General features: G+C 70.4%; 11 protein-coding genes and 1 pseudogene. 5 read left to right on the top strand and 7 right to left on the bottom strand.

All coding sequences use genetic code 11. The features are described 5' to 3' along the window. Positions 1-52 precede the first annotated feature (52 nt). Positions 53-1156: an FAD-dependent oxidoreductase gene (locus IE267_RS10040; protein WP_189762881.1), complete on the bottom strand. Its 1104-nt coding sequence runs from the start codon at positions 1154-1156 to the stop codon at positions 53-55. A gap of 77 nt (positions 1157-1233) precedes the next feature. Continuing rightward, entirely contained in the window at positions 1234-2541 is a 1308-nt protein-coding gene (locus IE267_RS10035; RefSeq protein ID WP_229860924.1) for an MFS transporter, read from the bottom strand. A gap of 100 nt (positions 2542-2641) precedes the next feature. On the opposite strand from IE267_RS10035, the gene IE267_RS10030 reads away from it, so the two are divergent. Further along, positions 2642-3292: a TetR/AcrR family transcriptional regulator gene (locus IE267_RS10030; protein WP_189762880.1), complete on the top strand. Its 651-nt coding sequence runs from the start codon at positions 2642-2644 to the stop codon at positions 3290-3292. 135 nt (positions 3293-3427) lie between these two features. Beyond that, complete coding sequence (locus IE267_RS10025; RefSeq protein ID WP_189762879.1) at positions 3428-4078, top strand: CatB-related O-acetyltransferase; 651 nt, start codon at positions 3428-3430, stop codon at positions 4076-4078. Positions 4079-4128: 50 nt separating this feature from the next. Here the strand turns inward: IE267_RS10025 and IE267_RS39525 are convergent, their stop codons facing one another. Beyond that, positions 4129-4257: a cytochrome P450 gene (locus tag IE267_RS39525; protein ID WP_229860922.1), complete on the bottom strand. Its 129-nt coding sequence runs from the start codon at positions 4255-4257 to the stop codon at positions 4129-4131. Between the two features lie 77 nt (positions 4258-4334). After that, positions 4335-4769: pseudogene (locus IE267_RS10020) on the bottom strand (cytochrome P450); the annotation flags it as partial. A gap of 167 nt (positions 4770-4936) precedes the next feature. Between IE267_RS10020 and IE267_RS10015 the strand changes: the two are divergent. After that, positions 4937-5491, top strand: coding sequence for a PadR family transcriptional regulator (locus IE267_RS10015; protein ID WP_189762878.1), 555 nt, complete (start codon positions 4937-4939; stop codon positions 5489-5491). Between the two features lie 135 nt (positions 5492-5626). Further along, complete coding sequence (locus IE267_RS10010; RefSeq protein WP_189762877.1) at positions 5627-7351, top strand: acyl-CoA dehydrogenase family protein; 1725 nt, start codon at positions 5627-5629, stop codon at positions 7349-7351. A gap of 51 nt (positions 7352-7402) precedes the next feature. Here IE267_RS10010 and IE267_RS10005 read toward each other — a convergent pair whose 3' ends face one another. Both IE267_RS10005 and IE267_RS10000 read right to left on the bottom strand, forming a co-directional pair. Beyond that, on the bottom strand, positions 7403-8539 hold the full coding sequence (locus tag IE267_RS10005; RefSeq protein WP_189762876.1) for an FAD-dependent monooxygenase: 1137 nt from the start codon (positions 8537-8539) through the stop codon (positions 7403-7405). Positions 8540-8738: 199 nt separating this feature from the next. Continuing rightward, complete coding sequence (locus IE267_RS10000) at positions 8739-9635, bottom strand: LysR family transcriptional regulator (protein ID WP_189762875.1); 897 nt, start codon at positions 9633-9635, stop codon at positions 8739-8741. 79 nt (positions 9636-9714) lie between these two features. Between IE267_RS10000 and IE267_RS09995 the strand changes: the two genes are divergently transcribed. Next, positions 9715-10236: a cupin domain-containing protein gene (locus tag IE267_RS09995; protein ID WP_373300094.1), complete on the top strand. Its 522-nt coding sequence runs from the start codon at positions 9715-9717 to the stop codon at positions 10234-10236. A gap of 7 nt (positions 10237-10243) precedes the next feature. Here the strand turns inward: IE267_RS09995 and IE267_RS09990 are convergent, their stop codons facing one another. Continuing rightward, entirely contained in the window at positions 10244-11014 is a 771-nt protein-coding gene (locus tag IE267_RS09990) for a maleylpyruvate isomerase N-terminal domain-containing protein (RefSeq protein ID WP_229860918.1), read from the bottom strand. Positions 11015-11251: the final 237 nt, after the last annotated feature.

The raw sequence follows: 11251 nt of genomic DNA, 5'->3' as shown, positions 1-11251 counted from the left end.
CCGGTAGACAGGTCGACGCGGTGTCGGGATAGGCGGCCGCGTCATCCCTGCCTCACTGCTCCAGGGCGCGTGCCGACTGCTCGGCCGCGATCGCCCCGCGCGGTTGCATGATCTCCTCGTAGCGGGAGACGGCCCCGCCCAGGGCGCTGCCTTCGGCGACCGCGTCACGGATGGCGCCGGCGAGATCGGCCGCGTCGAGCAGGGCGAGGTTGGCGCCCTGCCCGGCGGGCGGCATGAGGTGGGCGGCGTCGCCGAGCAGCGTGACAGCCGGGTGGTGCTTCCAGGTGTGGGGGTACGGGAGCCGGTGGACGGGGCGGTTGATGAAGGGCCCCTTCGTGTCGTGGACCGCGCGCAGCAGATCGTCGTGCCAGCCGGCGAACAGCTTCGTGAAGTGGGCCCGCACGGCGGCGCTGTCCGCCAGGTCCACCGCGGCCCGTTCGGCCCAGTCCTCCTCGCACTTGAGCCCGACGCAGACGCGGATGGTGTGGTCACCGCCTCGCTGGCCGATGATGAGGTGGCCGGTGTTCTCCGCGTCGACGGCGAGCATGATGCCGTGACCGACCGTCGCGGCGAGTTCGGGGTGCTGCCGGTCGACGTCGGTGAACCACGTCTCGACGAGAGTGTTGCCGGTGTAGAAGGGGCGGGCGTCGGAGACCGCTGGCCGGACCCTGGACCAGGCACCATCGGCGCCGACGACCAGATCGAACTCTTCGGTTCCGCCCGTGCCGAGGGTGACGCGGGCTCGCCCGCCGGAAGACGGCGCCACCTCGCTGACCGGCGTTCCCCAGCGCACCTCGCCCTCACCGAGAGCGGACAGCAGTATGCCGCGCAGCTGCGTGCGGTCGATCTCGGGGCGGGGTGACGACGCGGGGGCGTCTTCGTGGTTCACCAGGTGCCCGGTGCGGTCGTACTCGCGCACTTCTTGGCCCTCGGGGCGGGCCAGGGCCAGGAAGGCGTCGTGGAGGCCGGCCGCGCGAAGGGCGGCCTGGCCGGTGTGTTCGTCGAGGTCGAGACTGCCGCCCTGCGCGCGGTGGTCGGGCTCGGGATCGCCTTCGAAGACCGTGGTGTCGATTCCGTGCCCGCGCAGGATGACGGCGCACAGCAGGCCGCCGAGTCCGGCGCCGACGATGGCGATGCGGGGTTGGTTGTCCGGCATGGTGGTGTCCCTTCAGGTGGATCGGGTGGATCGGGCCGCGTGAGGAGTGCAGGGAGGGCGGGGGATGCGGGGGAGGTTCATGGTGTGGGTGCGGTGGATTCCCGGGCGGGGGCGGCCACCGCGCGGACGAGCAGCACGGCCGCGGCGACGATCATCACGAAGCCGAGGGTGTACGGCGTGCCGTGGCCGGTGCTCGCGTACAGCCATCCCGCGAGGAGCGGGGCCGTCATCTGTATCGCCGAGCCGATGGAGGAGATGCCGCCCGCCAGCCACCCCTGCTCGTCCGCTCCGACGGCGTTGGACATCAGCCCGTCCAGCGCGGCGGTCATCGCTCCCTGGCCGGATGCGAACAACAGGGCTGCCACGGCCAGGAGTTGGGGTGCGTCGAGGGAGAGGGCGACCAGGGCCATGCCGCCGCAGCCCACTGCCTGGGCGACGATCCCCGAGACGACGACACCGCGCTCCCCGATGCGGGGCAGGAGCAGGGCGAGCAGTCCGCCCTGGATCGCTATGTCGAGAATTCCGGCGACCGAGAGCAACAGGCCGACCTGGGTGGGCCCCCATCCCACGGTGTCCCTGCCGAGCACGGACAGGTTGTTGGCGTAGAAGTAGAACGGGATGCTGACCAGGGTGAATCCCATGAGCAGGGCGCGCAGTTCGGTGCGGGCGAAGGCGTCCTTGAGGACCTTGAACGGGTGGAGGTCTTCGAGCTTCAGCCGCGCCGTCCGGTGCTGCGGGGCGAGGCTCTCGGGGAGCGCGAAGATGGAGACCCCACCCACCAGGACGGCGATCACCGCGGTCGCGTAGACCGGGGCATCGAGGCTCACCTTGGCGAGAAGGCCGCCGATCGCGGGCCCGACCATCATGCCGACGCCGGTCAGCGCGCCGAGCAGCCCGTACCGCTTGGTGCGGTCCTTCGCCGGGGTGATGTCCGCGACGTAGGCGAATATCGCCGGCATGTCTCCGGCCGTGAGCCCCTGGACCGCCCGGGCCGCGACCAGGACCCACAAGGCGCCGCCGACACCGAACATCGCATAACCGGCCGCGGCGCCGAAGGCGCTGATGATCAGGACCGGGCGACGGCCCACCCGGTCGGACAGGCCGCCGAGCAGCGGCGCGACGAGGAACGCGCACAGGGCGTTGACCGATTCGAGGACGCCGACCCACAGGGCGAGTGACCCCGCGTCGACGTATTCGAGCGTGACGAACGGAAGCACCGGAAAGACCACGGTCATCCCGATCGAGTTGAGCAGGGTCAGACACACGATGACGAGCCATGCCCGCCGACGTCCGGACGGCTCCTTCGCCGGTGGGTCCCCGGGGGTGATGGGTCCGGACGGCTCTTTCGCCGGTGGGTCCCCGGGGGTGATGGGTGACGTGTTCACGGCTTCCTCCAGTCGGCGGTCGGAACGCCGCGGTGCAGCGCCTTTCGGAACAGTACTGTAATTGGAACTGTTCCGACTTCACAACTGCTATGGTTGTCTCATGGCGGCACATGGGGCGACAAACGAGCAGCTCGGGCGGCGTGAGCGCAAAAAGGCCCAGACGCGCAGGACGATTGCGGAGACCGCCCTGCGGCTGTTTCTGGAGCGCGGATACGACGCGGTCGGCGTCCGCGAGGTGGCGCAGGAGGCGGACGTGGCGACCGCCACGCTGTTCGCCCACTTCCCCTCGAAGGAGGCCCTGGTCTTCGACCAGGACGACGAGCAGGAGGAGGCTCTGCTCGACGTCGTACGCACGCGCCCCGAGGGCGTCTCCATTCCCGAGGCCCTGCGTCGCTGGTTCCACGGAATGGTCGACGCGGCCAGGAATGAGCCGGACCTGGACCGCTTCCATCGGCTCATCGAGACGACGCCCGCCCTGCGGGACTACTCGGCCAGGATGTGGCTGCGCCACGAGCAGGCGCTGGCGGATGTCATCGCCGCCGACATCGGGCTCGCCGCTCCCGACACCGCCTCACGGCTGGTCGCCCGAACGGCGCTCGGGGTGATCCCGTCGATCACGTCGCTCGACGAAGGGGCCCGGATCATCGACGTGACCTTCGACTTCGTGGAAGCGGGTTGGACCGCCACCGCGCCGACTGCCGACGCCGGTGCGACGGCGGGCGGCCGTCAAGACCGGGCCTGCGCCCGGTAGTTGGAGTGGCGGGTGGAGAAAGCACTTTCCCCGGCAGCGTGACGCGACGATCATGGCGTGGACGCCGGACGCCGGACGCCGGACGCCGGACGCCGGACGCCGGACGCCGGACGCCGCACGAAAGGAAGCGCCCCCATGCCCGTACCCGCCGACTCCACGGTCCTCCACCCGATGCCCGGGCAGCCAAGGGTGGTGCTGCTGAAACCGCTCGTGACCTCCCCGCTGATCGAGGTGGGGGAGTACTCCTACTACGACGACCCGGACGACGCGATCGCTTTCGAAACGCGCAACGTGCTCTACCACTACGGGCCGGAGAAGCTGATCATCGGCAGGTTCTGTGCGCTCGGCACCGGAGTGCGGTTCATCATGAACGGGGCCAATCATCGCATGGACGGGCCTTCGACGTTCCCCTTCCCCACCATGGGTGGCTCATGGGCCGAGCACTTCGATCTGCTCACCGGCCTGCCCAACCGGGGCGACACCGTCGTCGGCCATGACGTCTGGTTCGGGCACGGCGCCACCGTGATGCCCGGCGTGCGCATCGGCCACGGCGCGATCATCGCCGCGGGGGCCGTGGTCACCTCCGACGTCCCTGACTACGGAATCGTCGGAGGAAACCCGGCCCGTCTCATCCGCAGCCGCTACAGCGAACCGGATGTCGCCCGGCTGCTCGCGGTGGGGTGGTGGGACTGGCCGGCGGAATTCATCACCGAACACGTACGGACGATCATGTCGGGCAGCATCGACGACCTGGAAGCCGCCGCTTCGAAGTCCCCCACGGCGTAAGCGATCCGGCAAGGGGCAGGGCAAGGCGCATGAGGTCCAGCGGGCTTCGGTCACTCCCGGCGGCGCACGGTCATGCGGATGTCGTCCGCCGCCCACAGCACGAACCGCTCGATCGGGACGACCTTGTGCCCTGGCACCGGCCGGAACCGGAAGCGCTTGAGCAAAATGGCGAGGATCAACTGCGCCTCGATCGTGGCGAGTTGCGCACGCTCCGCCCGGGCCCTACGGCGCCCGGGAGACGACGGAGGCCATCACCCAGGTCTTTCTGGAGAGCGACGGGTTCCCGGTCGGTACCGGCGTGGGCGCCTTCGGACCAGCTGTCCGCCGGCGCAGTCGTCAGCTCCGTGAACCGCGCGAAGTGCCGCTCGTGGGAGGGGCGCCCGGCCAGGACCGACAACAGCAGGCGACGCCAGGGGGTGTGCTCCTCGACGGGCAGCACCTGTACGTTTCCCGCCTCGAACAGGGGAGTCAGGAAGTCGAAGAGCCGCTCCGGCCGTTCGTCGAGGTGGGCTGTGGCCTCCAGGAGTACGGGATCGGCGATCGACACCGCGGTCTCGGCGCCCGGCAGCTGCAACCGTACGACGGGGCCGTAGGCGGCGTGCAGCAGTCGCTGGTAGTGGTGCAGGCCGCCCGCTGCCGCGATGGCGCCCGCTCCGCCGTCGGTCCGGAGCTCGGGACCGGGGATGTTCATGGCCGCTCCTCATGGCTCGCACCGCGGGGCGGCCCGCCGGCCCGCCGCCGCGCTGGGTGAGAGAGCCAACGTGACAACGGCACCCGGCACAAGGGCACCGGGTGAGCCGTGTCTCACCTGGCCGGTGCCGCTTGTCTATGCAACGAGTTGCATAGAAGGATTCGGGCATGGCGCTTGAGCACGCGATTCTCGTCTCGCTGTTGGAGAAGCCGGGCTCCGGTTATGAGCTGGCCCGGCGCTTCGACCGGTCCATCGGCTACTTCTGGGCGGCCACCCACCAGCAGATCTACCGCATCCTCAAGCGGATGGAGGGCGACGGCTGGATCGACGCCCGTGAGGTGGCGCAGGCCGGCCGGCCGGACAAGAAGGAGTACTCCGTCGCCGACCCCGGCCGGGCCGCCCTCTCGCGGTGGCTCCACGAGCCGATCGAACCCGAGAGCGTCCGGCACGAGCTCGCCGTGAAGATCCGTGGGGCGGCCTTCGACGACCCCGCCGCCCTGCTCCACGAGGTCGAGCGGCACCGCAGGGCACACGTCGACCGCCTCGCGCACTATCTCGCCGGAGAGCTTCGCGACTTCACCGGACCCGAGGCCCCCGCACCCGACCCGGGTCGCGAGCTCCAGCACGTGGTGCTGCGCGGCGGCATCGCGTACGAACGGATGACGCTCGCCTGGCTCGACGACGTGATCGCCACCCTCCACCGCCTCGGCGCCGAGCGCTGAACCGAGCGCATCCGCGCGGGCGCCCGCCCGGGCCGCTCCTTCCCGCCCGCCCACCACCACCGACCCACGCTCCTTGTTCCACCGAGTCTTCCGTCCACCCCTCCTCAACTCCCCGAGCCGGAAAGGCGAATGGCCATGGCCGACGCGCTGCTGTTCAACCCGCACACCTACGACCCGAAGCACTTCGACCCCGAGACCCGCAGGCTGCTGCGCGCGACGGTCGACTGGTTCGAGCAGCGTGGCAAGCGCCGGCTCATCGAGGACTACCGCTCGCGCGCCTGGCTGGCCGACTTCCTGGCGTTCTCCGCCAAGGAAGGCCTCTTCGCCACCTTCCTCACTCCGGCCTCCGCCGCCGGGGACGGCGAGGGCGACAAGCGCTGGGACACCGCGCGGATCGCCGCCCTGAACGAGATCTTCGGCTTCTACGGCCTCGACTACTGGTACGCCTGGCAGGTCACCATCCTCGGCCTCGGACCGGTCTGGCAGAGCGACAACGCCGCTGCCCGCACCCGCGCGGCCGAACTGCTGGCCCAGGGCGAGGTGTTCGCCTTCGGCCTGTCCGAGAAGACCCACGGCGCGGACATCTACTCCACCGACATGCTCCTGGAGCCCGACGGCGACGGCGGGTTCCGGGCCACCGGCAGCAAGTACTACATCGGCAACGGCAACGCCGCCGGGCTCGTCTCCGTCTTCGGCCGCCGCACCGACGTCGAAGGCCCCGACGGCTACGTATTCTTCGCCGCCGACAGCCGCCACGAGGCGTACCACCTCGTGAAGAACGTCGTCGACTCCTCGAAGTACGTCAGCGAGTTCCGTCTGGAGAACTACCCGGTCCGCGCCGAGGACGTCCTGCACTCCGGCCGGGCCGCCTTCGACGCCGCCCTCAACACGGTCAACGTCGGCAAGTTCAACCTGTGCACCGCCTCGATCGGCATCTGCGAGCACGCGATGTACGAGGCCGTCACGCACGCGCAGAACCGCATCCTGTACGGCCGCCCCGTCACCGCCTTCCCGCATGTGCGGCGCGAGTTGACCGACGCGTACGTGCGCCTCGTAGGGATGAAGCTGTTCAGCGACCGGGCCGTCGACTACTTCCGCTCCGCGGGGCCCGAAGACCGCCGCTACCTCCTCTTCAACCCGATGACGAAGATGAAGGTGACCACGGAGGGCGAGAAGGTCATCGACCTGATGTGGGACGTGATCGCGGCCAAGGGCTTCGAGAAGGACAACTACTTCGCCCAGGCCGCCGTCGAAATCCGCGGTCTGCCCAAGCTGGAGGGCACGGTCCACGTCAACCTCGCCCTGATCCTCAAGTTCATGCGCAACCACCTGCTGAACCCGGCGGACTACGCGCCCGTCCCGACCCGCCTCGACGCGGCCGACGACGCCTTCCTCTTCCAGCAGGGTCCGGCCCGCGGTCTTGGATCCGTGCGCTTCCACGACTGGCGTACGGCCTACGACGCCTTCGCGGAGCTGCCCAACGTCGCCCGCTTCCGCGAACAGGCCGACGCGCTCTGCGAGTTCGTGACCACCGCCGCGCCCGACGAGGAGCAGAGCCGCGACCTCGACCTGCTCCTCGCCGTCGGTCAGCTGTTCGCCCTTGTCGTGCACGGCCAGCTGATCCTGGAGCAGGCACGCCTGACGGACCTGGACGCCGACGTGCTCGACGAGCTCTTCGCCGTCCTCGTACGGGACTTCTCCGCGCACGCCGTAGAACTGCACGGCAAGGACTCCGCCACGCCGGAGCAGCAGGGCTGGGCACTGGGCGCGGTCCGCCGCCCGGTCGTCGACGCGGCCCGCTCGGCCCGGGTCTGGGACCGCGTCGAGGCGCTGTCCGGCACCTATGAGATGGCTCCCTGACCGATGCCGCTGTCGCCGGGCGGCCGCTGAGCCGACCGCCCGGCCGACACCTCAGCCGAGGTGGGGCCAGTCCGGCAGGGTGATCGAGTTGGCCGCGCGGGCGAGTTCGTCGGGCGGGGTCCTGTTGGTGTCGGCCGCCCGGTTCTGGGCCAGCCGCTGGTTGTCGCGGACGTAGTCCCGCATCAGGTCCTGGTACCGGGTGAAGGCGGAGCGGTGGTCGTGCGGGTGGTTCGCGAGTTCGCCGGCGAGCACGTACGCGCCGACCATCGCGATGCTGGTGCCCTGGCCCGACCGGGGCGAGGCACAGTAACCGGCGTCCCCGACGAGCCCGACGCGGCCGTTCGACCAGTGGTCGAGGTGGACCTGGCTCATCGAGTCGAAGTAGAAGTCCGGCGCGTCCCTCATGCTCTCCAACAGCCGGGGCGTCTCCCAGCCGACGCCGGCGAACCGCTCGGCGAGGATCGACTTCTGCTGATCGAGGTCGCGGTGGTCGTAGTCGAGTTCCGGGGAGTCGAAGAGCAGCATCGCCCGCGCCTCGGTGTTCTGCCGCACGCTGTAGACGCCGACCAGCAGGTCGTCGCTGGTGTGGTACGTCTGCCAGTGGTCGAGGCCGAGGTAGTTCTGCACGCTGAAGATGGCGAGGTAACTGCCCAGGAAATGAAGGAAGTCCGACTCGGGACCGAATGCCAGCCGCCGCACATTGGAGTGCAGTCCGTCCGCGCCGATCACCAGATCGAAGCTCCGCGGCCGTTCGTGCCGGAAGCGGACCTCCACGGTGTCTTCGTTCTGCTCGACGGACGTGATGACATCGCCGAACAGGTACTCCGTGCCGTAGCGGCTCGTGTCGAACAGGAAGGTCGTCAGGTCGTCCCGCATGATCTCGACGTCGTCGTTGTCGATCAGACCGCCGGTCAACGTGGCCTCGGTGGACCGGGACAACTCCTTGCCCCGGGCGTCCACGAACGACATGCCTCGCATGTCGGTGGTGGCGGAGCGGACCTTGTCGAGCAGCCCCATCCGCTCCACGACGCCTAACGCCGAGCCACGGATGTCGATGGCCTGCCCACCCCTGCGCAGCCCGGGCGCCCGCTCCACCACGGTGGGTCGAAAGCCGGCCCGCTGCAACCAGTGGGCCAGCGTCAGTCCCGCGACGCTGGCTCCGGATATGAGTACATTCCTGCTGCGCATGGCTCTCCCCAAGTCTGCTGATGTCCGGTTCGCCGAGTCGACGATGCAGCCCCCGCGCCGGGGACCGCGGACTCGTCGAGTCCGAGTCTTGGCAAGGGGGTGCCACGGCGGCAATGCGTAGATCGGCAAGTAATGGTTGCGTTTCGGGCAATCTGCCGTTGCGCCCGGGCTGCGACGGGACTGATGGGTTGTCGTGCGGTCATGCCCCGCGGACGGCAGCCCCTAGGTCGGAAACCCCTCGGACGCCTGCCCCGTGGACGGCCGCCGCGGTACGGGCGAGCGAGTGGACGAGCGGGGCCGGGGCGCTCTCGCGCCACGCCATCACCAGGCGGCTCGGCGGCATGTCGGTCAGGGGCACCACCGTCAGGCTCTCCCCGGGGTCGTGGTCCAGGAGCGTCAGGCCCACCGTGCCGTTCCACAGGACGGCCTGACGGCACTCCTGCACGGCTCGCACCACGGGCCCCTCGCGCGGCTCCCCGCCGTTCCAGTACGCCTGCCACCGCGGGTCGGTGCCCTCGGGGAAGACGAACCAGCGTCGATCCGCCAAGTCGGCCAATGTCAGGGCCACTCGACCGGCGAGCGGGTCGTCGGTGCGCAGGAGCGCGCCCACCGGGTCGGTGCGGAGTTCGTGGACGGTGAGGCCGGTCTCGTCGAACGGCCCGCGGGTCAGGGCGACATCGACCGTTCCCGCGTGCAGCCCGCAGGTCGGATCGCTCAAGTCGGCCTCGCGGACGCGTACTTCCACGTGTGGATGCCGTCGGCGGTACGCGTCGGCCAGCCGCAGGACGCGCGGGTCGGCGCTGTCACCCAGGATGCCGAGGGTGAGGGTCGCCGTACCGGCCGCACGGGCCACGCGTCCGCGTACCCGGTCGGCCCCAAGGAGCAGGGCACGGGCCTCGTCGAGCAGTACGGCGCCCGCTGGTGTGAGGGCGACCCCGAGCGGGGAGCGGTCGAGCAGCGAGGCACCGAGGTCGGTCTCCAACTGCTTGATCGCCCGGCTCAGCGGCGGCTGGCTCATGTGCAGACGCCGAGCGGCCCGGCCGAAATGGAGTTCCTCGGCGACCGCTACGAAATAGCGCAGCGTACGTAGCTCCATGCTGCGACGATACCCGTCCGGTATCGGCCCTGCGCGACTGGTCTTGGACAGTCGTCGGGCCGCGCAGTGCAATCGAGCCATGACCTTCGAACCGAAGAACAGCGAACTGCCCGCCGAGTCCGCCGAGTCCGCCGAAGCAGCCGAGCCCGCAGTGTCGGTGGTCGGCCCGGATGACGGCGAGATGATCGTGCTGGGCACCACGCGACTGCGCCTCCTCGAAGACGGGAGCAACACCGGGCACCGGCTGGGAATCGCCGAGTCCGTGCTCGCCCCGCACACCCCGGGCCCGCCGCAGCACCGTCACGCCCAGCACGACGAGGGCTTCTACGTCATCTCCGGCACCGTGCGGTTCACCGTCCGGGACCGCGACTACGACGCCACCGCGGGCACCCTCGTGATGGTCCCGCCGGGAGCCCCGCACACGTTCGCCAACGTGACCGACCAACCGGCCGTCATGCTCAGCACGTTCACCCCGGACCTGTACGTCCAGTACTTCCGGGACCTCCAGGACATGGTCGCCGGTGGCCGGGCGATGACCCCCGAGGCGACGATCCGGACGATGAGCCGGTACGCCACCGAGCCCGCCGCCGACTTCGGCTGACCGCGGCTCAGTAGCCGCTCAGCAGGGTCCGGACCCTGCGCAGGGCGTCCGGCCCTGCCGAGCTGCTCCAGCGTGACGGGTCCGCCGGGCGGCGCCCCCACAGCAGCAGGACCCGGGTGGCCGCGTCGCTCTCGACGGTGGCGGGGCCTTCGGGGGCGGCGAGACGAATGCCGGTGCCCCCGGCGTCGGCCGTCACGACGACGTCGTCGGTTCCGGGGCAGCGCAGACGGCCCTCGATCCTCCCGTCGGGTCCCAGATCGAGGCCGGTGCTGCCTCTGACCAGCAGGGGACGGCCGACGGACACCACACTGTGCTCCGTCATCCAGGGCTCGGCGAGCGCCTGCACCGCCGTCCGGTCGTCACCGCTCAGGTCCCAGCGGTGCAGGATCAGCTCCTCCCGCATGTGTTCGGCGAAGAACGGCACGTTCACCGACCGGCCGGTCCACATGATCTCGGTGTCGGGCGACAGATCGCGCTCGGCGGCCGCGGCGATCTCGGCGAGGTGTTCGCAGCGACTCATGAAAGCCGCCCAGAGATCGGGGTCGGACATCCGCCGATAGGGCTCCTCCCGGTCGAAGCCGCGCGTTTCCACCGGGGAGCCCGCGAGGAACGCTTCGAGGACCCGGGCCAGTTCCTCGGCGTTGCCCGTCTGGTGGGCCAGCACGTCCCGTACCGTCCATGCCTCGCACCAGGTGCCGTCGTCGGGCCGGTGGGCCCGCACCTCGTGCAGGAAGGGCGCCAGCTCCGGCAGCGTGTCATCGACGTGGGAGGGGATCACGTGCCACGGGTATCCCGACCGGGTGGCCCGTCAAACCACCGGGACCGAACGGCGCCCGGTCGGGCGACCGCCCGCAGGGCCTTCGGGCGCCCGCGCGCCCTCGGCCGCCGCCATGGCGAGCGGCCCGCACGGACGAGCGATGCCCTCACCCGATCGTGAGTTCCCCGGCGGAGGACCGGCGGGCGCCGCGATTCTGGAACGCATGGCATATGACGGACGCCGTCCGGCTGTGCCGCG

It is taken from the genome of Streptomyces xanthochromogenes, assembly GCF_014650455.1.
Classification (GTDB): Bacteria; Actinomycetota; Actinomycetes; order Streptomycetales; family Streptomycetaceae; genus Streptomyces; species Streptomyces xanthochromogenes.
This window is presented reverse-complemented; position numbering and strand designations above follow the sequence as displayed.

What these genes read in the sequence shown, in the direction of transcription:
- IE267_RS10010 (WP_189762877.1), top strand. Translation starts at nt 5,627, where the DNA reads ATGGCCGACGCGCTGCTGTTCAACCCGCACACCTACGACCCGAAGCAC.
- IE267_RS10030 (WP_189762880.1), top strand. Translation starts at nt 2,642, where the DNA reads ATGGCGGCACATGGGGCGACAAACGAGCAGCTCGGGCGGCGTGAGCGC.
- IE267_RS09995 (WP_373300094.1), top strand. Translation starts at nt 9,715, where the DNA reads ATGACCTTCGAACCGAAGAACAGCGAACTGCCCGCCGAGTCCGCCGAG.
- IE267_RS10005 (WP_189762876.1), bottom strand. Translation starts at nt 8,539, where the DNA reads ATGCGCAGCAGGAATGTACTCATATCCGGAGCCAGCGTCGCGGGACTG.
- IE267_RS10015 (WP_189762878.1), top strand. Translation starts at nt 4,937, where the DNA reads ATGGCGCTTGAGCACGCGATTCTCGTCTCGCTGTTGGAGAAGCCGGGC.
- IE267_RS10025 (WP_189762879.1), top strand. Translation starts at nt 3,428, where the DNA reads ATGCCCGTACCCGCCGACTCCACGGTCCTCCACCCGATGCCCGGGCAG.
- IE267_RS10040 (WP_189762881.1), bottom strand. Translation starts at nt 1,156, where the DNA reads ATGCCGGACAACCAACCCCGCATCGCCATCGTCGGCGCCGGACTCGGC.
- IE267_RS10000 (WP_189762875.1), bottom strand. Translation starts at nt 9,635, where the DNA reads ATGGAGCTACGTACGCTGCGCTATTTCGTAGCGGTCGCCGAGGAACTC.